Here is a 24,994-nt window from a genome sequence, read left to right on the forward strand (position 1 = left end):
TAACCGGCACCTCTGACCATCCACACGCCGTCTCAACATCGAAGAGAGAGCCATGTCCCAAATCACCGCCGCGGACGTCAAGAAGCTCCGCGACCTCACCGGCGCCGGCATGATGGACAGCAAGAAGGCGCTGACCGAGGCCGAGGGCGACTTCGACAAGGCCATCGAGATCCTGCGCGTCAAGGGCGCCAAGGACGTCGGCAAGCGGGCCGGTCGTACGGCCGCCAACGGCCTCGTCGCCCACTCCGGCAAGGCGCTGCTCGAGCTCAACTGCGAGACCGACTTCGTCGCCAAGACCGAGTCGTTCATCGCGCTGGGCCAGCAGCTGGTCGAGCACGGCGAGCGTTCCGGCGTGAACACCGCCGAGGAGCTGCTCGCCACCGAGCTCGACGGCAAGGTCGTCGCGGACCTGATCCAGGAGCAGTCGGTCAAGATCGGCGAGAAGCTGGTGCTCAACCGGTTCGCCAAGGTCGAGGGCACCACCGCCGTCTACCTGCACCGCAAGGCGCAGGACCTCCCGCCGGCCGTTGGTGTGCTGGTGTCGTACACCGGCAAGACCGACGAGGCGGGCGACGCCGACGCCCGAGGTGTGGCCATGCAGATCGCCGCGATGCGGCCGAAGTACCTCACCCGGGACGAGGTTCCGGCTGAGGTCGTCGAGTCCGAGCGGCGCATCGCCGAGCAGACCGCCCGCGAGGAGAACAAGCCCGAGGCGGCCCTGCCGAAGATCATCGAGGGCCGGGTGAACTCCTTCTTCAAGGACTACGTCCTGATCGAGCAGTCGTCCGTGTCTGACAACAAGAAGTCGGTGAAGCAGCTGCTGGCCGAGGCCGGCATCGAGGTCACCCGCTTCGTACGGTTCGAGGTCGGCCAGGCCTGAGTCGCCACCGGGCGCCGCGGGCGCCCGTGGGCAGAGACGTCAACGAGGAGGCCGCCGGTGTACATGACAGGCACCGCGGCCTCCTCGTCACATAGGGTCGGCAGCGGCAGGTTCGCGGTACGCGCCGCACGGGGCGTGCGCGTGGGGAAGGGCGGGGCGGATGACGCAGGTTGTGAGTGACCGGACGCTGGCGGTGGACGATCCGACGGCACCGCCGCCGGGGCGTGCCCGCCGGGTGGTGCTGAAGCTCTCCGGTGAGGTGTTCGGTGGCGGCGCGATCGGCGTCGACCCGGACGTCGTCCAGGCCATCGCCCGGCAGATCGCCACCGTGGTCCGCCGCGGCGTGCAGGTTTCCGTGGTGGTCGGTGGCGGCAACTTCTTCCGTGGCGCGGAGCTGCAGAAGCGCGGGATGGACCGGGCCCGCGCCGACTACATGGGCATGCTCGGCACCGTGATGAACTGCCTCGCGCTGCAGGACTTCCTGGAGAAGGAAGGCATCGAGACCCGGGTGCAGAGCGCCATCACCATGGCCCAGGTCGCCGAGCCGTACATCCCGCTGCGGGCGATCCGGCACCTGGAGAAGGGCCGTGTGGTCATCTTCGGCGCCGGCGCCGGGATGCCGTACTTCTCCACCGACACGGTGGCCGCCCAGCGGGCGCTGGAGATCCGGGCCGACGTGGTGCTGATGAGCAAGAACGGCGTGGACGGCGTCTACACGGCCGACCCCCGGATCGACCCCACCGCCAGCAAACTCGACTCGATCACCTTCTCCGAGGCGCTGCGCCGCAACCTGCGGGTGGCCGACGCGGCGGCGTTCAGCCTCTGCATGGAGAACGGCCTGCCGATGCTGGTCTTCGGCGCGCAGGGTGACGACACCATCATTCGCGCGGTGGGTGGCGACAAGATCGGCACCCTGATCACCGCCTGAGCCCCGCCGATGGCGTTGGCAGCGGCGGTCTGACGACTTTCAGCAGAGCCCACGACGAGCACAGAAGGAGGCGAGGAGACCGGTGATCGACGACACCCTCCTCGAGGCCGAGGAGAAGATGGAGCGTGCGGTTGAGCACGCCAAGGAGGAGTTCGGCGCCATCCGTACCGGTCGCGCCAACCCCGCCATGTTTTCCAAGGTCATCATCGACTACTACGGCACGCCCACGCCGCTGACCCAGATGGCGTCGATCGCGATCCCCGAGCCGCGGATGGCCATCATCAAGCCGTACGACAACTCGCAGATCAACGCGATGGAGAAGGCGATCCGCGACTCGGACCTCGGGGTGAACCCGAACAACGAGGGCACTCAGCTGCGCATCCTGCTCCCACAGATGACCGAGGAGCGCCGCCGCGACATGATCAAGGTGGCCCGGCACAAGGGTGAGGAGGCCAAGGTGGCGATCCGCAACGTCCGCCGCCGTGGCAAGGAGGAGCTGGACCGGATCGTCAAGGACGGCGAGGCCGGCGAGGACGACGGTCGCCGCGCCGAGAAGGAGCTCGACGACCTGACCCAGCGGTACGCGGCCAGCATCGACGACCTGGTCAAGCACAAGGAAACCGAACTGCTCGAGGTGTGACGGTCCGCCCGCTGGGCGGGTGAGACGCTCCGAGGCCCGTCCCCGACGTTGGGGACGGGCCTCGCGTCGTACCTCAGCGGGAAATGGTGGTCTCGGCCAACTGCTCACCGGTGTACGCGTCGCGTAGCGACAAGCGGGCGCCGGCCCGGGTGTCGAACCCGGGGCTGGCGGCCAGGGGCGACATCCGCCGCCGTGCCTCGTCCACCGTGCCGGTACGGCGTGTGCAGTAGGCTCTGCAGGATTCCCGGCCACCGGGCGGTGAACACCGGGAATCGACCGACCGTCGGGGCGGTCAATCGGAGGAACATCGCGCTGTAGGGGATGCTTGTGGTCTTGCGTCATGTGGTGGTTCTCGTGTCGCGTCGCGGTGCGTGATGTCCCACCCCGACCCCTACGGCAGCGAGCCTCGCGGCTGGGACCGGCCCGAGCGCCCGGTGGCACTGCCCTGGCCCGAACAGGACCTGGATGCCGGCCAGTGGAGCCGCCGTCCAGCCCCCGGCCCCGAGCTGTACGCCGAGCCGCACACCCGGCCGTACACCGACCCCCACCCGACGGACCCGTACGACGAGCGTGGCCGCCCGGACGACCGGGACCGCTTCGACGACCGTGACCGGCACGATCGTTTCGACGATCGCAACCGGTACGACCACCTGTCCGCCACTGGCGACGGCCCGACCGGTTACGACGGCCCGGAGCACCCGGACCCGGACCGGAGCTCTCCCGCCCGCCTCGACGACCCCGGGTATCCGACCGAGCAGTTCGCGCCCGTCCGGGCCGATCCGGCACCGGACCAGGAACCGGCGGCGACCGGTCGACGGTCGAGAGGTCGACGCCGGGCCAGTGCCGACCGACCCGCCACCCAGCAGTTGGGCAATGGGCGCGCCGGCCGCAACCTCCCAGCGGCGATCGGGGTCGGGCTCGGCCTCGGCGCGCTGATCGTGGTGCCGCTGGCCTTCTACCCGTTGGCGTTCCTGCCGGTGATCGCCGCCGCCATCGCCATCGGCATGTGGGAGATGGCCCGAGCGGTCCGGCGCAGCGGCGCCCACCCGCCGCTGGTGCCGCTGATCGCCGGTGGTGTGCTGACAGTCGGTCTGGCCTGGTTCGCCGGCCCGGACGCGCTCAGCCTGGGGCTACTGGTCACCGTGCTGGGCACCATGATCTGGCGGCTGGGCGACGGTCCGGCCGGCTTCCAGCGGGATCTCACCGCAGCCACCCTGATCGCCGTCTACGTGCCGTTCCTCGGCGGTTTCGCGGCGCTGCTGGCGGCAGCCCCCGACGACGGCCCGCTGCGCATCCTGGCCACGCTGATCGCGGTGGTCCTCTCCGACACCGGCGGATACGCGGCCGGTGTCTCCTTCGGCCGACACCCGATGGCCCCGTCGGTGAGTCCGAAGAAATCCTGGGAGGGTTTCGCCGGCTCGGTCACCGCGGCGGCCCTGGGCAGTGCGCTGCTGCTGTGGCTGATGTTCGAGGTGGCCCCCTGGTGGGGCGCGTTGTTCGGGGTGGCGGTCTCCTGCGCGGCGGTCCTCGGCGATCTGGCCGAGTCCATGATCAAGCGGGATCTCGGTGTCAAGGACATGAGTAACCTGCTGCCCGGCCACGGCGGTCTGATGGACCGACTGGACTCGATCCTGTTCGCGGTGCCGACCGCCTACCTGCTGCTGGCGATCTTCGTGCCGATGGTGAACTGAGGTATGAATCACGGCGTCCCGGTCTTCCGGCTCCGGCGGTCGCGGCCCGTTCGACACCTCCGGACCGGCACCTGCCGCCAGCGGCGTGACACACTGGACCAGCCATGACGAGCCTGCCGTTGATCCCTGTCATCTCGAACGCCCCCGCCGCGCGCCGGGCGTCCATGCCGCCGAAGCACCTCGCTGACCTGGACCTGGCGGGCCGGCAGGCGCTGGTCACCGAGTTGGGCGAGCCGGCCTTCCGCGCCAAGCAGGTCTCGAACCACTACTTCGGGCGGCTGGTCCGCGATCCGCAGGCAATGACCGACCTGCCGGCGGCGACCCGCGAACGGCTGGCCGGTCAGTTGCTGCCCACGCTGCTCAACCCGGTGCGGGAGTTGGCCTGCGACGACGGTGCGACCCGTAAGGCGCTGTGGCGGCTGCACGACGGTGCAATGGTTGAGAGCGTGCTGATGGGCTACCCCGACCGGGTGACAGTCTGCATCTCCAGCCAGGCCGGCTGTGGCATGGCCTGCCCGTTCTGCGCGACCGGCCAGGCCGGGCTGACCCGCAACCTGTCCACCGCTGAGATCGTCGACCAGGCGGTGTACATGGCCGGGGTGGCGGCCTCCGGCGCGGTCGCCGGCTCTCCGCCGCGGCTGTCGCGAGTCGTCTTCATGGGCATGGGCGAGCCGCTGGCCAACTACAACCGGGTCATCGCGGCGGTCCGTCGACTGGTCAGCCCTGCTCCGGAGGGGCTCGGCCTGTCCCAGCGGCACATCACCGTTTCCACGGTCGGCCTGGTGCCGGCCATCCGCCGACTGGCCAGCGAAGACCTCTCAGTGACCCTTGCGCTGTCGTTGCACGCGCCCGATGATGATCTGCGCGACGAACTTGTGCCGGTAAACCAGCGCTGGAAGGTAGCTGAGGTGCTGGACGCAGCGTGGGACTACGCCGCCCGGACGGGCCGTCGCGTGTCGATCGAGTACGCGATGATCAAGGACGTGAACGACCAGCCGTGGCGAGCTGACCTGCTCGGGCGGCTGCTGGCCGGCAAGTTGGCCCACGTGAACCTCATCCCGCTCAATCCGACGCCGGGCAGCCGCTGGGACGCGAGCCCGAAGCCGGTTGAGCGGGAGTTCGTCCGGCGGTTGCGCGACGCCGGGGTGTCCACCACCGTACGGGACACCCGAGGTCGCGAGATCGACGGCGCGTGTGGCCAGCTCGCCGCCGCCGAGGACAACGACACCAACACCGACCGCGCCGGAGAGGCACCGGCGTGACCGGGCGTGGCGAACGAGACCAGGAGACATAGTGGCGAGTCAGGGTCAGCGTTTCCGGCGCAAGGCGCTCCGCCGGGGATACAAGGTCGACGAGGTGGATGCCTTCCTCGACCGGGTCGAGGCGACGCTCGACGGCCGACAGGTCGGCGCCCCGGTGGCCTCCCAGGAGGTCCACGACGTCGTCTTCCGGGTCCGGTTCAACGGTTACGACGAGTGGCAGGTCGACCTGCACCTGGACCGGGTCGAGCGGCAGTTGGCCGAGCTGGAGGAGCGCAGCAGCGCCGGGCGCGGCGGCGACCCTCGAATGGGTGACCGGATGGGCCCTCCGGACCGTATGGGCCCGCCGATGCGCGATGACCGGGGCATGGTTCCGCAGCCGATGCCGCCCCGGCCGATGCCCGCGCAGGCCGGCCCGCCCGCCGACCGCTACGGCCGCTACGACGAGCCGACCGGCGCCTTCGCCGGCGGGTACGACGCCCCCCGTGGCGGTTACGACGCGCCGCGAGGCCCGGCTGGCCCTGGCCCGATGGGCCCCGGCGGCCCGATGGGCCCCGGCCCGATGGGTGGCCACGGAGTCCCGCCGCGCGGCCTCCCCGCAGGCCCTGGTGGCTACGGCCCGGATGATCAGCGTTCGCCGGGTGGGTATGGCCCCGACGATCAGCGTTCGCCCGGTGGTTACGGCCCGGATGATCAGCGTTCGCCCGGTGGTTACGGCCCGGATGATCAGCGTTCGCCCGGTGGGTACGGCCCCGACGGCCAGCGCTCGCCCGGTGGCTATCCGCCGGAGGAACCGCGCTTCGACGGCTTCGAGGCCGGGCGGCACGGCCGCGCCGACATGACCGCCGAGATCCGGATGCCGGAGCGGGACCTGCGCGACATGCGCCGTGGCCCGGCCGGTCCGCCTCCGATGTCGCAGCAGGGCATCGGTGGCCCGCCGATGGCCGGTCCGCCCGCTGTGGCTGGCCCCCCGATGGGTGGTCCGCCGATGGCTGGCCCGCCCGGCAGCGACCTGTACCGGGTCGACCAGATCCGCCGTAGCTTCCAGGTGCGCCGGTTCGGCAGCGGGTACGACCCCGACCAGGTGGACCGATTCTTCGACACCCTGCTCGGCGGCATGCAGCGCCGTAACCCGATGCCGGTCGACCCGAAGGACCTGGACACGCTCCGGTTCGGCCTGGTGCCCGGTGGCTACTTCGAGGCTGAGGTCGACGCCGCGCTCAAGGACGTGCAGGACATCCTCTTCGGGCGCTGACCCCGATCTGTACGGACGAGGGCCCGTCCCCCGGGTGGGGGCGGGCCCTCGGCGTTGTCGGCCGGTCGTCCGGCGGGCGGTCGGGTCAGGAGCGCAGACCGTTGCGCCGCAGCACGGCGTCGCCGATCACGATGATCAGCAGCAGCGCGGCCAGGCCGATCAGCCAGATGTCCTCGACCCTGCCCTCGTGGTTGCCGCAGATCATCGCCAGCAGCGCCAGCGCGGACAGCACCGCGCCAATCTGCCCGGACTTGCGGTGTCCGGGCTTGTGCTGGTCTGGCGACGTTACCGGCTCGCTTCCTGCCACTGTCGGTCCTTCCCTCGCGATCGGATCTTTGGTTAGTCTGGCACGCCTCCTGCTCGGTACGGTCGGGTGGGGGTTTCCCGGCCATCGGCCTTGCCCACCCGGGCCGAACGGCACTGCCGGCATCGAGGGGCGGCGGTCAGACTCGCTCCGGTAGCGTTTGGCGTACACCTGATTGTCTGTTTGAGGGGGACTGTGCGGTGCGAGTGACCGGAACCGGGCACGCCAGCATGCGGATCGACACGGCCGCGGGCAGTATTCTGTGCGACCCGTGGGTCAATCCGGCCTATTTCGCTTCGTGGTTCCCGTTCCCCGACAATTCCCTGCTCGACTGGGAGAGCCTGGGCCAGGTCGACTACCTGTATGTCTCCCACCTGCACCGGGACCACTTCGACGCGAAGCATCTGCGGGACTTCGTCTCCAAGGACGCCACGGTTCTGCTCCCTGAGTTCCCCACCTCGGAGATGGAGGACGAGTTCCGGGCGCTGGGCTTCACGAAGTTCCTGAAGGCCCCCAACGAGCAGGTCGTGGAGCTGCCCGGCGGCCTGAAGATCATGATTCAGGCGTTGACCAGCCCGACCGACGGGCCGATCGGCGACTCCTCGCTCTGGGTCGAGTACGACGGGGTGCGGCTGCTCAACCAGAACGACGCCCGCCCCACCGACCTGACCGTCTTCGCCGAGCTGGGGCATGTGCACGCGCACCTGCTCCAGTTCTCCGGCGCGATCTGGTACCCGATGGTCTACGAACTGCCGCAGGCGGCGAAGACCGCGTTCGGTAAGCAGAAGCGCGACCGGCAGTTCGACCGGACCTGGCGTTACATCGACGACCTGAAGGCGTCGCACGTCTTCCCGATCGCCGGCCCTCCGTGCTTCCTCGACGACGAGCTGTGGCAGTTCAACGACATCCACGGCGACGAGGGCAACATCTTCCCCGACCAGTCCGTCTTCCTGTCGGAGTACGCCAAGGTCGGCGGCACCAACGGCATCGTGCTGCTGCCCGGCAGCGTCACCGAGGTCACCACCGAGGGTGCGACCACCACTCACCCGGTGCCGATCGACGAGTTCTTCGCGAACAAGGTCGCCCACCTGGAAGAGATGCGGGAGCGCAAGCGCCCCATCATCGAGGCGGAGAAGGCGTCCTGGCGGCACCCCGAGGTGGACGTGCTCGGCCAGATGAAGCGCCGGATCGAGCCGCTGCTCGACGAGTCGATCTACCTGGCCAAGGGGGTCGGTGGCCCGGTCCGCTTCGACCTGGTGGGTTACGACGGGGTGAGCGTCGAATCAATCGTGGTGGACTTCCCGGGTAAGGAGGTCCGGCCGTACGCCGAGGAGAAGGTGCGCTACCGGTTCCGTACCGAGCGGTCGCTGATCGAGCATCTGCTCTTCATCGACGAGGTGGACTGGGTCAACTCGCTCTTCCTGTCCTGCCGGTTCTCGGCGGCCCGGATCGGTCAGTACAACGAGTTCGTCTACGCGTTCTTCAAGTGCCTCTCCGAGGAGCGGCTCCAGTACGCCGAGGGCTGGTATGACGAGCACGAGCGCAGCACCGACGCCGAGGACGTCACCCTGGGCGACTGGGTGGTGCAGCGGCGCTGCCCGCACCTGAAGGCGGACCTCACCCGGTTCGGCATCGTCGACGGTGACCAGCTCACCTGCCAGTTGCACGGCTGGCGCTTCGACCTGCCGTCTGGCCGCTGCCTGACGAGCGTCGGCCACAAGGTCCGAGCCCATCGCGTAGACGCGGAAACCCCCTCCCCAGCAGGCGAGGCCGCGATCTAACCAGCCTCCAAGCGCGTCGATCATGGAGTTGTGGTGGGTGACAAAATCCGCTCCCTGCCCCAAAGCAGGCACCACGCCTCCATGATCGACGCGGTGTCGGGCGGGTTAGGGGTTCAGGTCTTTGAGGATGCGGCGGGCGGCGTTGTGGCCGGCTGCGCCGATCACGCTGCCGGCCGGGTGGCAGCCGGCGCTGCCGGCGTACACGCCGTCGATGCCGGTGGCGTAGGGCATCCGATCCGTGAACGACACCGTGTTGTCTACGTGGTGGATGTGGCCGCCGGTGATGCCGAAGTGGGCCTCGATGCCCGGTGGGGGCAGTGGCACCGCGTCGGCGATCAGGTCGGCCGTGCCGGGGGCGTACCGCTCGACGATCTCGATGAGCCGGTCGACGTAGCCGGGCAGTTCGGCGTCCCAGGTGGTGCCGGCCAGCTCGTAGGGGACCGACTGCACGAAGAGCGCCGACGAGTGGTGCCCGGCGGCGTCGGAGAGCGACGGGTCGACGGTCGTGTGCAGATACCACTCGATGGTGGGCTCCGCCGGCAGCAGCCCGGCCTGCACGTCCGCCCACATCGCCCGCAGTGCCGTCATCGGTGAGGTGGCCTCCCCACCGACCAGCGATGCGGAGCCGGGCAGCAGATGGATGGTCGAACCGAACGGGCTCGGCGTACCGACCGGCAGGCAGGAGAACTGCGGCAGCCCGGTGAGCGCCAGGTTGAGCTTGAGGGTCGTGCCGGGGCGGCGGACCGCCGCCATCCGCTCGCCGAGCGGCGCCGGGAGCGCGCCGTCGGGCAACAGGTTGATCAGCCGGTACGGGTCACACGCGCCGAGCACCACCCGTGCGGCGACCTGCCGGCCGTCGGCCAGCACCACTCCGCTCGCCGCGCCGCCGTCCAGGGTCACCGCACTCACCGGCGTACCGGTCAGGATGGTCGCCCCGGCGGCGCGGGCGGCCTCGGCGAACGTGCGCGAGACCGTGCCCATCCCACCCTCGGCGATCATCCAGGTGCCGCCCGAGCCGGGTAGCCGGCACATGTTGTGCACGAGGAAGTTGTGGCCCGTCCCGGGGTCGTCCGGGCCGGCGTTGAGCCCGGACAGCCCGTCGGTGACCGCGTACATGCTGACCAGCAGCTCGGAGCGGAACTCGAACCGGGCCAGGTAGTCGGCCACCGAGCCCTGGACGAGGTCGACGAAGACCTGCCGCAGCGCCGGGCGGACGTGCCGCTCGGCGGTCTCCTGGACGCTCAGCGGCTCCGCCAGCCAGGCCGGGGCGAGATCCTCGCGCAGCGCGGCCAACTCGGCCTGCATGGCGTCGTCGGCGGCCACGTCGGCGGGGGAGAAGAACTCGGCGAGCTGCGCCCGGGTAGCGGCGGTGTCACTGCCGAAAAGCAGGTACGGCGAGCCGAGACCGCCCGGCGTGGGCAGGAAGTAGTGCGGGTCGCGTCGGAGCACCGGGATCCGTACGTCGAGCGTGGTGAGCAGCTCCGGCGGCATCAGCCCGAGCAGGTACGAGCCGGTGGAGTGGCGCAGCCCCGGCACCTTCGGGAACGGGTTCTCGGTGCGGGTCGCGCCGCCGATCATGTCGGCGGCCTCCAGCACCAGGACGTCCAGGCCGGCGCGGGCCAGCAGGACTGCGGAGACCAGGCCGTTGTGCCCGGCACCGACGATCACGACGTCGGCGCGGGCCGGAATCTCACTGCTCATGCCGCCGCAGCCTAGTCCGCACCCCGGCCCCCCGCCCGCCCCCGCCCGGCCCGGCCCTCGCCTGGTGATCAAGAGGTTTGCGTCACGAGAGGCGCTTTCGGTGACGCAAACCTCTTGATCACCTGGGCTGGGGGGTGGTGCGGTCGGCGCGCCAGCGGGAGAGGGCCAGGGTGGCCGAGTAGCCGGCCAGGACGATCACGTGGAACAGGTAGAGCCAGAGGAGTACGGCCACGCCTGCGCCGATCTCGTCGAAGCCACCGAACGGCACCCCGAGGTTCAGTGGGAGGGAGGCGAAGAGCACGAAGCCGTGCATGAAGCCGGAGAGGTTCGCCGCGGTGAACGACCCGATCGCGAGCGTGGAGAGCCAGTCCGGCGAGGCCGGCCCGACCACCCGGAACACCCACATCAGCACCGGCGTGAGCACCAGCCAGACCGCGAGGAACGACAGCACCACGCCCAGCACGCCGAACCAGCCGCCCCGGCGCACGAGATGGGTGGTGAGCGGCAGCGCCAACAGGATCGACAGCAGCAGCGCCGGGGCGGGCGCGAGCAGCGGCAGCAGCAGTAGCCGGCCCCGCCAGCCGACCAGGTGCTCATCGGAGCGCGGCGCGGCCACCGAGACGAACGCGCGGCGCAGACCCTCGCCGTACAGCGAGGCGGGCAGCAGTGAGGCCAGCGCCAGCAGCGGGGTCAGCTCCACCCCGGCGTTGACCAGCGCGTCCACGGCCCGGGGCGCGCCGATCGCGGTGGGTAGGGCCTCCACGGCGTACGAGGTCAGCCGGCGTACCCGGTCGGCCCCGGCGACCAGCGCGGTGAGCCAGATCGCCAGCAGGGCGACCGGCACCACCGCGATCGCCCCGTAGAAGGTGATCGCGGCGGCGTGCAGCGACAGGTCTCGCCCGCGCACGGGTCGGAACGCGGCACTGGTGATGCGCTTCGCCCGCTGCCATCCGCTGCCCATCGGGATCTCTTTCCCTGCCAGAGGGTCGGTCACTCATTAAGATCGCGCGCCATGACCGTTGTCACTACCGAACGCCTGATCCTGCGCGACTGGACGGCCGATCCGGCCGATCTGGCCCGGATCTACGACATCTACTCCCGCCCTGACATCACCCGATGGCTGGGCGCGTCACCGGGACTGCCGATGACCGACCCGGCCCAGGCCGTCGAGCGGCTGGAACTCTGGCGGGACCGGCACGCCGCCGACGCCGGCCGGTACGGCACCTGGGCTGTCCAGGTACGCGAGACCGGCCTGGTGGCGGGCACGGCGTTGCTCAAGCCACTGCCGGGGCGCGATGAGGGACGGCGTACCGAAGACATTGAGACGGGCTGGCACCTGCACCCGGATTCGTGGGGTCACGGCTACGCCACCGAGGCCGCCCGTGCGCTCATGGCGCGGGAGTTCGCCGCCGGCACCTCGGAGATCTACGCGGTCGTATCGCCGGGTAACGAGCCGTCGATGGCGGTCTGCCGGCGACTCGGCATGGCGCACGTGGGCCGGCGCACCGACTGGTATGGCGGGGAGGAGTTGGAGACCTTCGTCCTGGCCGCCCCGGGCGGACACCCGTCCTCGGGTCAGCCGGGCAGATAGCGGGGGGCGAGTTCGGGGCGCCGGCCTCCGAAAGCGGCGAGGTCAGTGCGAAAGACCGCGTCGAGGAGGCCGGCGTCCTCGACGCCCGGGGCGAGGACGACCTCCCCCAGTTCCAGGCGGCGCAGGCTGGCCGTGACCACGTCCTCGGCGCTCATGCGCGGGATCACGCCGCGCTCCTGCATGCACACGACCGCGGCACGACCGCGCAGGGTCAGGGCGACGACCTTGACGTGTACGAGTTCCTTGACCTTGGGATGCGCGGTCCTCTCACCGACCCGCCATCACCAGGTCGTAGCCGTCGTCGCAGCCGGTCGGCCACGGCGGGGCAGGCGCGTCGGTACGTGGATTGCCATCAATAGTCACGGTGGTCGAAGTGTTGACGCCTTCGTAGCACGTCAGTAATCTTTGGTCAACGCGATGCAAGATCTCGACAAAGACGTGCTTGATTCATTGCATGCGTAGGAAAAATCCGATGGACCGATCCTTCTTGATGGGGTTCATCCCGCAATGCGGTGCCCCCGCACCGTTAGCACGTCGTCTCTTCGGCACCCCCCGTCACCGGCCCGATCGCGTCCCCCGCGTCGGGCCGGTGATGCACCGCCGCACACCCACCCCGTGGTCAAGCCGCCCGCGGCAACCGTCCCCCGACGACAAGGACAGTGATGAGACGAACGAATCTGTTCAGGATGGTGGCGGCGACAGTCGCGGCCACGCTGATCGCCACGGCAGGCGCGACGGCCGTCGCGAACCCTGCCGACGCCGCCCGCCCCGCAGACACGGCAGCCGCGCCACGCACCGGCTTCGCCCCGGCGGCCACCAACCTCGCCCAGGGTCGCCCCACCCAGGAGAGCGGCCACGCAGACGTCTACGACTCGTCGAAGGTCGTCGACGGCAACGCGGGCAGCTACTGGGAGAGCGTCAACAACTCGTTCCCCGAGTGGGTGCAGGTCGATCTCGGCTCATCGCAGAGCGTCAACCAGGTCGTGCTGAAGCTGCCGACCTCCGGTTGGGCGACCCGTACGCAGACGTTGAGCGTGCAGGGCAGCGCCAACGGTTCGTCGTTCACCGACCTGTCAGGGTCGCAGACCTACACCTTCAACCCGGCAACCGGCAGCACGGTCACGATCAACTTCAGCCAGACCGCCACCCGCTACGTTCGGATCACCGTCACCGCCAACAGCGGCTGGCCGGCCGGGCAACTGTCCGAGCTGGAGGTGTACGGCAGCGGTGGCGGCGGTCCGGACACCACCGCGCCGAGCGTGCCGGGCAACCTCTCGTACACCCAGTCGGGCACCACCATCACCCTCAACTGGGTCGCGTCGACCGACAACGCGGGCGGCAGCGGCATCGCCGGCTACGACATCTACCGCAACGGCGCGTTCCTCCAGTCCATCGCGAACGTGACCACCTTCAACGACACGCAGCCGGCCACGGCGACGGTGTCGTACCACGTTCGGGCCCGTGACGTCGCAGGCAACGTCTCCGGCAACAGCAACACGGTGACCCGCACCGGCAGCGGTGACACCACCGCGCCGAGCGTCCCGGGCACGCTGTCGCACAGCACGTCGGGCAGCACGATCACGCTCAACTGGGGTGCCTCCACCGACTCCGGTGGCAGCGGCCTGGCCGGCTACAACGTCTACCGTGGCGGCAGCCTGATCGCGACCCTGGGCACCGTCCTCACCTACCAGGACACCCAACCCGCGACGGCGACCGTGTCCTACTACGTCCGGGCCCGCGACGGCGCCGGCAACCTGTCCGGCAACAGCAACACGGTCACCCGGACCGGCACCCAGCCCCCGGCCTGCACGAACGTCGCGCAGGGCAAGAGCATGACGGCGTCCGGCTCCACCTTCACCTTCACCCCCGAGAAGGCGAACGACGGGCAGCTCGGCACGTACTGGGAAGGTGCGGCGAGCTACCCGCAGAACCTCACCGTGGCACTGGGCGCGAACCACTCCATCTCCGGCGTCACCGTCAAGCTCAACCCGGACCCGGCCTGGGGCACCCGTACCCAGACCATCCAGGTCCTCGGCCGCGACCAGGCCTCATCGGCGTACACCAGTCTGGTGTCGGCGGCGAGTTACCAGTTCGCCCAGGGCAACAACGTGGTGAGCATCCCGGTCACCGCGACAACCTCGGACGTGCAGTTGCGGTTCACCGGCAACACCGGCGCTCCGTCCGGCCAGGTGGCCGAGCTTGAGGTGTGCGGCACGCCGGCCCCCAACCCGGACCTGGTCATCAGCTCGACGACCTGGTCGCCCGCATCGCCCAGCGAGGTCACGCCGGTCACCCTCTCGGCCGTGGTCCGGAACATCGGCTCGGCGGCGGCCGGCGCCACCACGGTGAACTTCAGCCTGGCCGGCGCGGTCGTCGGCAGCGCCACGGTGGGGGCGCTCAGCGCGGGCGCCTCGACCACCGTGTCGTTCAACGCCGGTACGCGACCGATGGGCAGCTACGCCGTCTCGGCGGTGGTCGACCCGACGAACACGATCGTCGAGCAGAACGACGGCAACAACAGCTTCACCGCACCCGCACCGCTGGTGGTCGCGCAGGCCCCGGGCCCCGACCTGCAGGTGCTCAGCATCAGCTCCAACCCGCCGAACCCGGCCGTCGGGGCGTCCGTCACCTTCACCGTGGCGGTCCGCAACCGCGGCACCACCGCGACCGGCGCGACCACGGTCACCCGGTTGGTGGTGGGCAACACCACGCTCAACACCAACACCGCCTCGATCGCGGCCGGCGCGACGGTCACCGTGGCCGTCACCGGCAGTTGGACCGCCACCAGCGGCGGCGCCACCCTCACCGCCACCGCCGATGCCACCAACGCGGTCACCGAGACCAACGAGACCAACAACGCGTTCAGCCAGTCGATCGTCGTCGGGCGTGGTGCAGCGGTCCCGTACGTCTCCTACGAGGCGGAGGCCGGCCGCTACCAGGGCACGCTGCTGGAGCCCGACCCGCTGCGCACCTTCGGCCACACCAACTTCGCGACCGAGTCCTCGGGCCGCAAGTCGGTACGGCTCACCAGCACCGGGCAGTTCGTCGAGTTCACCTCCGCCAACCAGGCCAACTCCATCGTGGTGCGCAACTCCATCCCGGACGCGGCCGGTGGCGGCGGCATCGAGGCGACCATCAGCCTCTACGTCAACGACGTCTTCTCCCGAAAGTTGACGTTGTCGTCGCGGCACAGCTGGCTCTACGGCAACACCGACGGGCCGGAGGCGCTGACCAACACCCCGCAGGCCGACGCCCGACGGCTGTTCGACGAGTCGAACGCGCTGCTGTCGCAGTCATACCCGGCCGGCACCCGGTTCAAGTTGCAGCGTGACTCGGGTGACACCGCCTCGTTCTACGTCATCGACATGATCGACCTGGAGCAGGTGGCACCGGCGGCGAGCCAGCCGGCCGGCTGCACCTCGATCACCTCGTACGGTGCGATCCCGAACGACGGGCTCGACGACACCGCCGCCATCCAACGGGCGGTGACCGACGACCAGAACGGCGTCATCAGCTGCGTGTGGATCCCCGCCGGGCAGTGGCGGCAGGAGCAGAAGATCCTGACCGACGACCCACAGAACCGGGGTACGCACAACCAGGTCGGCATCAGCAACGTCACCATCCGAGGCGCGGGCATGTGGCACTCGCAGCTCTACACGCTGACCGAGCCGCAGAACGTGGTGGGCGGCATCAATCACCCACACGAGGGCAACTTCGGCTTCGACATCGACAAGAACACCCAGATCTCCGACATCGCCATCTTCGGCTCGGGCCGGATCCGTGGCGGTGACGGCAACGCCGAGGGCGGCGTGGGTCTGAACGGTCGCTTCGGTACGGGCACCCGGATCAGCAACGTCTGGATCGAGCACGCCAACGTGGGTGTCTGGGTGGGGCGCGACTACGACAACATCCCCGACCTCTGGGGCCCGGCCGACGGGCTGGACTTCAGCGGCATGCGGATCCGTAACACGTACGCCGACGGCATCAACTTCAGCAACGGCACGCGCAACTCGCGGGTGTTCAACTCGTCCTTCCGCACCACCGGTGACGACGCCCTCGCTGTCTGGGCCAACCCGTACGTCAAGGACCGCAGCGTCGACATCGCCCACGACAACCACTTCGTCAACAACACCATCCAGTTGCCCTGGCGGGCGAACGGCATCGCCATCTACGGCGGCTACGACAACTCGATCGAGAACAACCTGATCTACGACACCATGAACTACCCGGGCATCATGCTGGCGACCGACCACGACCCGCTGCCCTTCTCCGGGACGACGCTGATCGCCAACAACGGGCTCTACCGGGCCGGTGGTGTCTTCTGGAACGAGGACCAGGAGTTCGGTGCCATCACGCTCTTCCCGGCCACCCGGGACATCGTCGGGGTCACGATCCGGGACACCGACATCTACGACTCGACGTACGACGGCATCCAGTTCAAGAACGGCGGCGGCAACATGCCGAACGTCGCGATCACCAATGTGCGGATCGACAAGTCCAACAACGGCGCCGGCATCCTCGCGATGAGTGGCGCCCGTGGCAATGCCAACCTGACCAACGTGACCATCACGAACTCGGGCGACGGCAACATCGTCATCCAGCCGGGCTCGCAGTTCGTGATCAACGGAGGCTAGGCCCGGCGCTCGCCTGACCCGTGTGCTCCCTCGGTGCTCCGGCACCGGGGGAGCACGCTCATCCGGCGGGCCACGGCCGCTTGATCGACACCGTTTCGGCGATATCGGGGTGTCCGAGGGCTGGGATGCCCCCATGTCGGTGATCTGGAGTCGATCATCGCCAGGTGCCGTCGCGCAGGCTCCGTCGTGGTCGTCGCGGCGCTGGCAGCGGCCGGCGTAGTCGAGCTTGGCGTCACAGAACACTCGGGCCTGGCGATAACCGTGGGGCCGCTCCGTCGATGCCGGACAGGGTGTGCGATGCCGTTGCGGTGAGGGCTGCGGGACTAGGTTGGTCTGAGCAGGATGGTCCGCTGAGGGGGTGAGCCCAGATGGCCCAGGCAGCGTTCGCGCCGGAGCCGGCGCCGCAGCACACCGAGCCGTCATTCGACGTGCTGCGGTGGCACGACGAGCCGTGGACCGCGCAGCTCGCCCTCGACCTGTTGCCGGAGACCAACGGCCCCAAGGTTGAGGTCCTGAGCGGAAGTGTGGTCGTGACACCACACGCCGGGTATGACCATCAGGACGCCGAGCTGGATCTCGCCTATCTCCTCAAGCAGGCAGCCCGTCGCGCCAAGCTGTGGCTCTATGTGGAGGCGAACGTCGTCTCGGGCGAGAACCTCTTCATCCCGGACATCGTCATTCTCGATGCTCCGGGCGGCGGCAGAACAACGATGGACATCAGGCATGCCGTGCTTCTCGGTGAAATCGTCTCTCCCGGAAATCGACGCAAGGACATCATTGACCGACCGCGTGAGTACGCCGCCGTGGGCGTGCCCTATTTCCTCAGGGTCGACCTGCGGAATCGGGTGCCAACTCTCGCGTTGTACGAGCTGACCGAGGGGGAGTACCGGCCGGTGGCTGCTGCTGCAGCCGGGACGCGGTTCGTCATGCGCGAGCCGTTCGAGTTCTCCCTCGATCCGGCCGACCTGCTCGGCGAGGAAGCGCTGCCGGAGGAGCCGGCCACCGACGGCTGATCCCACAGCGAGAGGGCTGGGGCGACACGCTTGATCGACACCGTTTCGGCGATGTCGGGGTGTCCAGGGTTGGGGATACCCCTATGTCGGTGATCTGGAGTCGATCACCGGCCGGAGGAGCCCGTCGATCCGCAGGTGAGCGGGGAGGGCTGAGGCTCCCAGTGGGCGTACAGCGGCGGTGGGGAAGAATGGCCGCGTGACTTCCCCCCGCGACCTCGTCCTACTCGGGTCCACCGGCTCGATCGGCACACAGGCCATCGACATCGTCCGGCGCAACCCGGACCGGTTCCGGGTCGTCGCCGTCGGTGCGGGCGGCGGCAACGTCGAGCTGCTCGCCACTCAGGCCCTGGAGCTGGGCGTCGAGGCCGTCGGGGTGGCCAGGGCGTCCGCCGCGCAGGATCTCCAGCTCGCGTTCTACGCCGAGGCGAGCCGGCGTGGGTGGGCCACCGGAGACTTCAAGCTTCCCAAGATCGTGGCCGGGCCGGACGCGATGACCGAGCTGGCCCAGTGGCCGTGCGACGTCGTGCTCAACGGGGTGGTCGGCTCGCTGGGCCTCGCTCCTACGCTGGCCGCGCTGCGCGGTGGTCGTACCCTCGCGTTGGCCAACAAGGAGTCCCTCGTCGCCGGTGGCCCGCTGGTCAAGGCCGCGGTGACGCGGCCGGGGCAGATCGTCCCGGTCGACTCGGAGCACTCGGCGTTGGCCCAGTGCCTGCGCTCCGGGTCGCGCGGCGAGGTGCGCCGGCTGATCGTCACGGCCAGCGGCGGCCCGTTCCGGGGTCGGCAGCGCGACGAGTTGACGCAGGTCACACCCGAGCAGGCCCTCGCGCACCCGACCTGGAACATGGGGCCGGTCGTCACGATCAACTCGGCCACCATGGTCAACAAGGCGCTCGAGGTGATCGAGGCGCACGAGTTGTTCGACGTGCCCTACGCGGACATCAGGGTGATGGTGCACCCGCAGTCGGTGATCCACTCGATGGTCGAGTTCGTCGACGGGTCGACGATCGCCCAGGCCAGCCCACCCGATATGCGGCTGCCCATCGCGCTGGGGATCGGCTGGCCGGACCGGGTGCCTGAGGCCGCCTCCGCCGTCGACTGGACGGCCGCGCACACCTGGGAGTTCGCGCCGCTCGACGACGAGGCGTTCCCGGCCGTCGCGCTGGCCAAGGCCGCGGGGGAGGCCGGTCGCTGCCGCCCGGCGATCTACAACGCGGCGAACGAGGAGTGCGTGGCGGCGTTCGTGGCAGGCCGGCTGCCGTTCCTCGGCATCGTCGACACCCTGGAACGCGTGTTGGAGGACGCTCCGGACTTCGACGAACCAGGTACCGTCGAGGACGTGCTCACGGCTGAGTCGTGGGCACGCGCGCACGCGCAGGAGATCATCGCGGGTTCGGTGGAAGGAGCTTGATGTCGTACCTGCTCGGGGTGGTCCTCTTCGCCCTGGCCATTCTCATCTCGGTGAGTCTGCACGAGGCGGGGCACCTGCTCACCGCCAAGGCGTTCGGGATGAAGGTCACGAAGTACTTCGTCGGCTTCGGCCCCACCATCTGGTCGTTCAGGCGGGGTGAGACCGAGTACGGCCTCAAGGGCATTCCACTCGGCGGCTTCTGCAAGATCGTCGGGATGACTCCGCAGGACGACGACGTCGAGCCGGGCGACGAGTCGCGGGTGATGTGGCGCTACCCGGTCTGGAAGCGGACGATCGTGATGGCCGCCGGGTCGATCACGCACTTCGCGCTCGCCCTGATCACGATCTGGATCCTCGCCGTCTCCGCCGGCCTGCCCAACCCGGACTTCCCGACCACCGACTCGCAGGCCCGCGCGGAGCCCGCGGTCATCCAGCTCAGCCAGTGCGTCGTGCCGGAGAACGCGGTGCGGGCGTGCACGTCCGCCGACGCGGCCAGCCCGGCCGCCCAGGCGCAACTGCGCAACGGTGACCGGATCACCGCGATCAACGGCACCCCGATCGGCTCCTACGGCGACCTGCTCACCACGCTGCGCAATCTCAAGCCCGGGGAGACCGCGCAGATCCAGTACGTCCGCGACGGGCAGCCGGGCAGCACCAGCACGGTGCTCGCACAGACCCAGCGGCCGCCCCTGAACGACCCGAGCGGCGCTGCCGCACCGGTGGCCGCCCTCGGCGTCGGCCTCGTCCCCAGCACCCCCACCCGCGTGACGTACGGCCCGATCGGCGCCTTCGGCGCCACCGCCGACTTCACCGGTCAACTGGCCGTCGGCACCGCCCAGGCGCTCCAGCGTCTCCCGCAGAAGGTCCCCGCCCTGTGGACCGCCCTCACCGGCGGTGAGCGGGACATGGACACCCCGATCAGCGTGGTCGGCGCCAGCCGACTCGGCGGCGAGGCGGTGGAGAACAACGCCTGGCTGGTCTTCTTCATGCTCTTCGTGTCGCTGAACTTCTTCATCGGCGTGTTCAACCTGCTGCCGCTGCTCCCGGTGGACGGCGGTCACATCGCCATCGCCTGGTTCGAACGGGCCCGCTCCTGGGTCTACGCGCGGATCGGCCGGGCCGACCCCGGCCGGGTGGACTACCTCAAGCTGATGCCCTTCACGTACGTGGTGATCCTGATCGGTGGCGCGTTCACGCTGCTGACCATCGCCGCGGACGTCGTCAACCCCATCACGCTCTTCTCAAGGTGAGTGCCTGAAGTGACCGCAATCAGTCTCGGTATGCCCGCCGTGCCACCCCCGCCGCTCGCTCCCCGCCGGGCCAGCCGCCAGATCATGGTCGGCTCGGTACCGGTCGGTGGCGGTGCGCCGGTGTCCGTGCAGTCGATGACCACCACCCTCACCTCCGACATCAACGCCACCCTCCAGCAGATCGCCGAACTGACCGCGTCCGGCTGCCAGATCGTCCGGGTGGCGGTGCCGTCCCAGGACGACGTCGAGGCGCTGCCGGCGATCGCCAAGAAGTCGCAGCTCCCGGTGATCGCCGACATCCACTTCCAGCCCAAGTACGTCTTCGCGGCGATCGACGCGGGTTGCGCGGCGGTCCGGGTCAACCCGGGCAACATCCGCCAGTTCGACGACAAGGTCCGGGAGATCGCGAAGGCCGCCGGTGACGCCGGCGTGCCGATCCGGATCGGCGTCAACGCCGGGTCGCTCGACAAGCGGCTGCTCAGCAAGTACGGCAAGGCCACCGCCGAGGCGCTGGTCGAGTCGGCGCTGTGGGAGTGCTCGCTGTTCGAGGAGCACGGCTTCCGCGACATCAAGATCTCGGTCAAGCACAACGACCCGGTCGTGATGATCCGGGCGTACCGGCAGTTGGCCGAGCAGTGCGACTACCCGCTACACCTGGGCGTCACCGAAGCCGGCCCGGCCTTCCAGGGCACCATCAAGTCGGCGGTCGCCTTCGGTGCCCTGCTGGCCGAGGGGATCGGCGACACGATCCGGGTGTCGCTGTCCGCCCCGCCGGTGGAGGAAATCAAGGTCGGCAACCAGATCCTGGAGTCGCTGGGCCTGCGCGAGCGGGGCCTGGAGATCGTCTCCTGCCCGTCCTGCGGGCGGGCCCAGGTGGACGTCTACAAGCTCGCCGAGGAGGTCACCGCCGGTCTGGAAGGACTGCCGGTGCCGCTGCGGGTGGCCGTGATGGGCTGCGTCGTCAACGGTCCGGGTGAGGCCCGCGAGGCCGACCTCGGCGTCGCCTCCGGCAACGGCAAGGGCCAGATCTTCGTCAAGGGCAAGGTCGTCAAGACGGTGCCCGAGGCGCAGATCGTGGAGACGCTGATCGAGGAGGCGTTGCGGATCGCCGACGAGATGGGCGCCGAGCTTCCCGAGGAACTGCGCGGGCTGGTCACCGGCCCGACCGTCACCGTGCACTGATTTTCCATGTGGAAAAAGCGGCCGTTCCCTGCGGGGAACGGCCGCTTTCGTTGTGTCCCGGCCCGCCGATGCGCGGCGGGTAGGTGCTGTGGCGTACAGCGCTGCTGTGGTGCGGCGCTGTGGTGCCGTGTGCTGTGCTGTGGTGCGGCCTTGCGTCACTCGGATTCGGCGAGAATCGCGTACAGCTTGCGTCGCGTCTCGTCGAGCACCTGGGCGGCCCGCTCGCGCTGGTCGTCGGTGCCGTTCATCATCACCTGACGCAGGGCGTTCATCGCCTGCGCACCGGAGTCGCGGATGTCGTGCCAGCTGCTCACCGTGCCCTGGGCGACGTCCGCCCACGGCGGGGTCTGGGCGGCCTCGGTGGCTTCCGCCTGACCGGCCTCGGTGACCGTGAACCGCTTCCGCCCGCCGCCGGACTCCTCCGTGCTGGCGACGATCACGCCCTCGTCCTCCAGGAGCTGGAGGGTGGGGTAGATCGAGCCCGGGCTCGGCCGCCACGCACCGCCGGTGCGGGAGTCGATCTCCTGGATCATCTCGTAGCCGTGCATCGGCCGCTCGGTGAGCAGGGCCAGCACGGCGCCCCGGACGTTGGGGCGTCGGCCCCGACCTCGCCCTCGGCCCCGACCGCCCCAAGGGCCGCCGTGTCCGTGCTCGTGGCCGTGCGGACCGGGGGGGACCGGCGGAAAGCCGAACCCACGCATCCGAGCCTCGTGCATCTGGTGGTGCTGTCGGTGGAACCTCATGGGGTTCTCCCTCTCTTCGTACTGTCGCTGATGCATCAACGATATATCGGCAATGCATCGCTGACAACCCTCTCCTTTACAAACCGTACGTACGTCTTGCTAAGGTGTCGGGCATGCGCCTGCTTCCCCCACCGGGCCCGGCCCGGGTCCTCACCCTCGGCACCCTGGTCAAGACCACAGGGCGGGGGCTCTGGCTCGTCGCGAGCGCGCTCTTCCTCACCCGATCGGTCGGCCTGTCGGCGACCCAGGTGGGCATCGGGCTGACCATCTCGGCGCTGGTCGGTGTGCTGGCCAGCACACCGAGCGGCTACCTGGCCGACCGCGTCGGCCCACGAGGCGTGCAGGTCAGCGCACTGTTCGCCGCCGGCACGTTGACCATCGGCCTGATCGCCGTCCGGTCGTTCCCCACATTCCTGCTGGTGGGAGCCGCCACGGCGCTCGCAGACGCAGTCGAGCGCGGCGCCCGGGGCGCGCTGATCGCCGGAGCGATCCCGGCCGACCAGCGGGTACGCACTCGCGCCTACCTGCGGGCCACCACCAACGTCGGGATCTCCGTCGGTGCCGTCCTCGGCGGCTTCGCCATCGCCGCCGACACGCGAACCGGGTACGTCGCGCTGATCCTGACCGCGGCGGCGGCGTCACTGGCCGCAGCGGTGATCTTCCTTCGACTGCCCAGCGTCGCCCCGGTCGCCGCTCCGACCCACGGCCCCCGGCTGATCGCCCTGCGGGACCGCCCGTTCCTCGCCTTCACCCTGGTCGACGGGCTGATGTCCATGCACTTCAGCCTGCTCACCCTCGCCCTGCCACTGTGGATCGCCGGACACACCCGGGCACCCATCTGGATGATCTCCGTGTTGACGCTGGTCAACACCGTGCTGGTGGTGCTCTTCCAGGTACGTGCCACGCGGAGCGCCGCTACCCTGCCCGGAGCCGCCCGCGCCGCCCGTCGAGCGGGCGTGGCCATTGCCCTGGCCTGCGTACTCTTCGCCGTCAGCGGCGCACTGCCCACGGCTGCCGCCGTCGCCTTCCTCTGCTGCGGGTCGCTGGCACACGTGACCGGGGAGCTGTGGCATTCCGTCGCCGGCTGGGGGATCTCCTTCGGGCTGGCGCCGGCAGACGCCCAGGGGCAGTACCAGGGGGCGTACGGCATGGGCTACGAACTGGGGAAGATGCTCGCGCCGGTGGTGGTGACCAGCCTCGCGCTCGGCTGGGGCGTACCGGGCTGGCTTGTGCTCGGTGCCCTGTTTCTCCTGCTCGGGGCCCTGGTGCCCCCGGTTGTCCGCTGGGCCGGGCGGACCCGGTCGATCAGCGAGCCCGCAGAGCCGGTGACCGTCTGAGATCGGCCTTGTCACTCGACCGGCGGAGCGGGGGGTCGATCTGGCAGGCTGATAGTCGTGCTGACGGTGCCGGTACGCCAACTGGGGGAATCGGAGCGCCGCGCGGTCGAGCGACTGCTCGACCATGACCCGTTCGCGGGCGCGCAGGTCGCCGAGCGGATTGCCGCGCGCGGGCTCTCCTGGTGGCGGGCCGAGGGCAGAATCCTGGGGTACGGCACCCGCCGCAACCTGGAATCACTCTGCTGGCTCGGCGGCAACCTGACCCCGGTCCTGGCAACCGACGCCGCGGTGGCCGCCTTCGCCGATCTGCTCGCAGGTGAGGAGCGGTTGTGTTCCTCCATCGTCGGTCGGGCTGATGCCGTCCTCGGGCTGTGGGACCGGCTCTCCGACACCTGGGGGCCAGCACGAGACGTCCGCCCCAACCAGCCACTGCTCGCCGCCGACACCCTGCCGTCCGTACCGGCCGACCCGGAGGTACGCCAGGTCCGCTCCGGCGAGGTCGATCGGCTCTTCCCGGCGGCGGTAGCCATGTACACCGAGGAGGTCGGCGTCTCCCCGCTGGCCGAGGACGCCGGGCGCAGCTACCGCCGCCGGGTCAACGACCTGGTCCGGGCCGGTCGGGCGTACGCCCGCTTCGTCGATGGCAAGGTCGTGTTCAAGGCCGAGTTGGCCGTGGTGACCAAACGGACCGCGCAGGTCCAGGGCGTCTGGGTGGCACCGGAGTGGCGGGGTCGAGGGATCGCCACCGCCGCCATGGCAGCCGTGGTCCGCGACGCGCTGCTGCGGGTCGCCCCCACGGTCAGCCTGTACGTCAACGATTTCAACCTCCCGGCCCGCCGGGTCTACGAGCGCTGCGGCTTCCAGCCGATCGGAACCCTCGCCACAGTCCTCTTCTGACCGCTGACCGTTTTCAGGGTTGGGCGGTGGGGCGCTGGGCGCTGGCGTCTGCGTTGGGTTGGCCGCGGTGCAGTGCCCGCCGTCAGGTGCCGGCGCCAGTTGGGGCAAGGTCATCCGCCTCCCGAACCAGCCGGCGCGTCGCGCGCAGCGCGTTCGCGCACCCGCCAGTGCGTCGTTCGCAGCGTGTCTCGGCACCGGCCAGTCCAGCGCATCCCGGCACCGGCCAGCGCGACGCTCGTAGCGCGTCCCGGCACCGGCCTGTGCGTCGCTCGCAGCGTGTCTCGGCACCGGCCAGTCCAGCGCATCCCGGCACCGGCCAGCGCGACGCTCGTAGCGCGTCCCGGTACCGGCCAGCGCGCCGCGCGCATCCACCAGCCCGAGCGGGGTGTGCAGGGCGTGGAAACGCCGCTGGCCGGCATCCCCCGGGTTGGGGTGCCGGCCAGCGGTTTAGGTCATGTGGGTCAGCTGTTCCAGTGCTGGCCGACGAGGTCGGTGGCCTG

The 24,994-nt window shown here is 69.9% G+C and carries 20 protein-coding genes; 15 read left to right on the top strand and 5 right to left on the bottom strand.

Translation table 11 applies throughout. The features are described from left to right. The first annotated feature begins 52 nt into the window (after positions 1–52). The 6 genes from tsf to ABZT18_RS15615 all read left to right on the top strand — a co-directional run bounded on the left by tsf (position 53) and on the right by ABZT18_RS15615 (position 6,653). Entirely contained in the window at positions 53–880 is an 828-nt protein-coding gene (gene tsf / locus ABZT18_RS15590; protein ID WP_354993162.1) for a translation elongation factor Ts, read from the top strand. Between the two features lie 160 nt (positions 881–1,040). Beyond that, entirely contained in the window at positions 1,041–1,808 is a 768-nt protein-coding gene (gene pyrH, locus ABZT18_RS15595; protein ID WP_088946657.1) for a UMP kinase, read from the top strand. Positions 1,809–1,890: 82 nt separating this feature from the next. Further along, complete coding sequence (gene frr, locus ABZT18_RS15600; protein ID WP_354993163.1) at positions 1,891–2,448, top strand: ribosome recycling factor; 558 nt, start codon at positions 1,891–1,893, stop codon at positions 2,446–2,448. A 374-nt stretch (positions 2,449–2,822) separates the two neighbouring features. Continuing rightward, a complete protein-coding gene (locus ABZT18_RS15605; protein WP_354993164.1) occupies positions 2,823–4,139 on the top strand; it encodes a phosphatidate cytidylyltransferase in 1,317 nt (438 codons plus the stop codon). A 104-nt stretch (positions 4,140–4,243) separates the two neighbouring features. After that, complete coding sequence (gene rlmN, locus ABZT18_RS15610; protein ID WP_354993165.1) at positions 4,244–5,401, top strand: 23S rRNA (adenine(2503)-C(2))-methyltransferase RlmN; 1,158 nt, start codon at positions 4,244–4,246, stop codon at positions 5,399–5,401. Between the two features lie 31 nt (positions 5,402–5,432). Next, positions 5,433–6,653, top strand: a complete 1,221-nt coding sequence (locus ABZT18_RS15615) for a DivIVA domain-containing protein (RefSeq protein WP_354993166.1) — start codon at positions 5,433–5,435, stop codon at positions 6,651–6,653. An 85-nt stretch (positions 6,654–6,738) separates the two neighbouring features. Here the strand turns inward: ABZT18_RS15615 and ABZT18_RS15620 are convergent, their stop codons facing one another. Then, on the bottom strand, positions 6,739–6,960 hold the full coding sequence (locus ABZT18_RS15620; RefSeq protein WP_354993167.1) for a DUF2631 domain-containing protein: 222 nt from the start codon (positions 6,958–6,960) through the stop codon (positions 6,739–6,741). Between the two features lie 197 nt (positions 6,961–7,157). Here ABZT18_RS15620 and ABZT18_RS15625 point away from each other — a divergent pair, with 197 nt between their 5' ends. After that, a complete protein-coding gene (locus ABZT18_RS15625; protein ID WP_354993168.1) occupies positions 7,158–8,738 on the top strand; it encodes a Rieske 2Fe-2S domain-containing protein in 1,581 nt (526 codons plus the stop codon). Between the two features lie 105 nt (positions 8,739–8,843). Here ABZT18_RS15625 and ABZT18_RS15630 read toward each other — a convergent pair whose 3' ends face one another. Beyond that, positions 8,844–10,439, bottom strand: coding sequence for an NAD(P)/FAD-dependent oxidoreductase (locus ABZT18_RS15630; RefSeq protein WP_354993169.1), 1,596 nt, complete (start codon positions 10,437–10,439; stop codon positions 8,844–8,846). Between the two features lie 118 nt (positions 10,440–10,557). After that, complete coding sequence (locus ABZT18_RS15635; RefSeq protein ID WP_354993170.1) at positions 10,558–11,400, bottom strand: YhjD/YihY/BrkB family envelope integrity protein; 843 nt, start codon at positions 11,398–11,400, stop codon at positions 10,558–10,560. Positions 11,401–11,451: 51 nt separating this feature from the next. On the opposite strand from ABZT18_RS15635, the gene ABZT18_RS15640 reads away from it, so the two are divergent. Then, entirely contained in the window at positions 11,452–12,030 is a 579-nt protein-coding gene (locus tag ABZT18_RS15640; RefSeq protein ID WP_354993171.1) for a GNAT family N-acetyltransferase, read from the top strand. Here ABZT18_RS15640 and ABZT18_RS15645 read toward each other — a convergent pair. Further along, positions 12,015–12,197, bottom strand: a complete 183-nt coding sequence (locus tag ABZT18_RS15645; protein ID WP_354993172.1) for a hypothetical protein — start codon at positions 12,195–12,197, stop codon at positions 12,015–12,017. The genes ABZT18_RS15640 and ABZT18_RS15645 overlap by 16 nt on opposite strands. A 495-nt stretch (positions 12,198–12,692) precedes the next feature. On the opposite strand from ABZT18_RS15645, the gene ABZT18_RS15650 reads away from it, so the two are divergent. The 5 genes from ABZT18_RS15650 (at position 12,693) to ispG (ending at position 21,517) form a co-directional block, all read left to right on the top strand. Next, a complete protein-coding gene (locus ABZT18_RS15650; protein ID WP_354993173.1) occupies positions 12,693–16,664 on the top strand; it encodes a CARDB domain-containing protein in 3,972 nt (1,323 codons plus the stop codon). Positions 16,665–17,032: 368 nt separating this feature from the next. Then, positions 17,033–17,677, top strand: coding sequence for a Uma2 family endonuclease (locus tag ABZT18_RS15655; protein ID WP_354993174.1), 645 nt, complete (start codon positions 17,033–17,035; stop codon positions 17,675–17,677). 196 nt (positions 17,678–17,873) lie between these two features. Beyond that, positions 17,874–19,085: a 1-deoxy-D-xylulose-5-phosphate reductoisomerase gene (gene dxr / locus ABZT18_RS15660; RefSeq protein WP_354993175.1), complete on the top strand. Its 1,212-nt coding sequence runs from the start codon at positions 17,874–17,876 to the stop codon at positions 19,083–19,085. Beyond that, positions 19,085–20,335, top strand: coding sequence for a site-2 protease family protein (locus tag ABZT18_RS15665; RefSeq protein ID WP_354993176.1), 1,251 nt, complete (start codon positions 19,085–19,087; stop codon positions 20,333–20,335). Before dxr ends, ABZT18_RS15665 begins: the two co-directional genes overlap by 1 nt. Positions 20,336–20,344: 9 nt before the next feature. Further along, a complete protein-coding gene (gene ispG, locus ABZT18_RS15670) occupies positions 20,345–21,517 on the top strand; it encodes a flavodoxin-dependent (E)-4-hydroxy-3-methylbut-2-enyl-diphosphate synthase (protein ID WP_354993177.1) in 1,173 nt (390 codons plus the stop codon). A gap of 155 nt (positions 21,518–21,672) precedes the next feature. On the opposite strand, the gene ABZT18_RS15675 is transcribed toward ispG, so the two are convergent. Continuing rightward, on the bottom strand, positions 21,673–22,260 hold the full coding sequence (locus ABZT18_RS15675; protein WP_354993178.1) for a PadR family transcriptional regulator: 588 nt from the start codon (positions 22,258–22,260) through the stop codon (positions 21,673–21,675). Between the two features lie 113 nt (positions 22,261–22,373). Between ABZT18_RS15675 and ABZT18_RS15680 the strand changes: the two genes are divergently transcribed. Both ABZT18_RS15680 and ABZT18_RS15685 read left to right on the top strand, forming a co-directional pair. Continuing rightward, positions 22,374–23,597, top strand: coding sequence for an MFS transporter (locus ABZT18_RS15680; protein WP_354993179.1), 1,224 nt, complete (start codon positions 22,374–22,376; stop codon positions 23,595–23,597). A gap of 57 nt (positions 23,598–23,654) precedes the next feature. Beyond that, the gene (locus ABZT18_RS15685) at positions 23,655–24,494 is read left to right on the top strand and encodes a GNAT family N-acetyltransferase (protein WP_354993180.1); all 840 of its coding nucleotides are present in this window, start codon (positions 23,655–23,657) and stop codon (positions 24,492–24,494) included. Positions 24,495–24,994 lie beyond the last annotated feature (500 nt).

It is taken from the genome of Micromonospora sp. NPDC005291, assembly GCF_040607415.1.
Lineage (GTDB): Bacteria > Actinomycetota > Actinomycetes > Mycobacteriales > Micromonosporaceae > Micromonospora.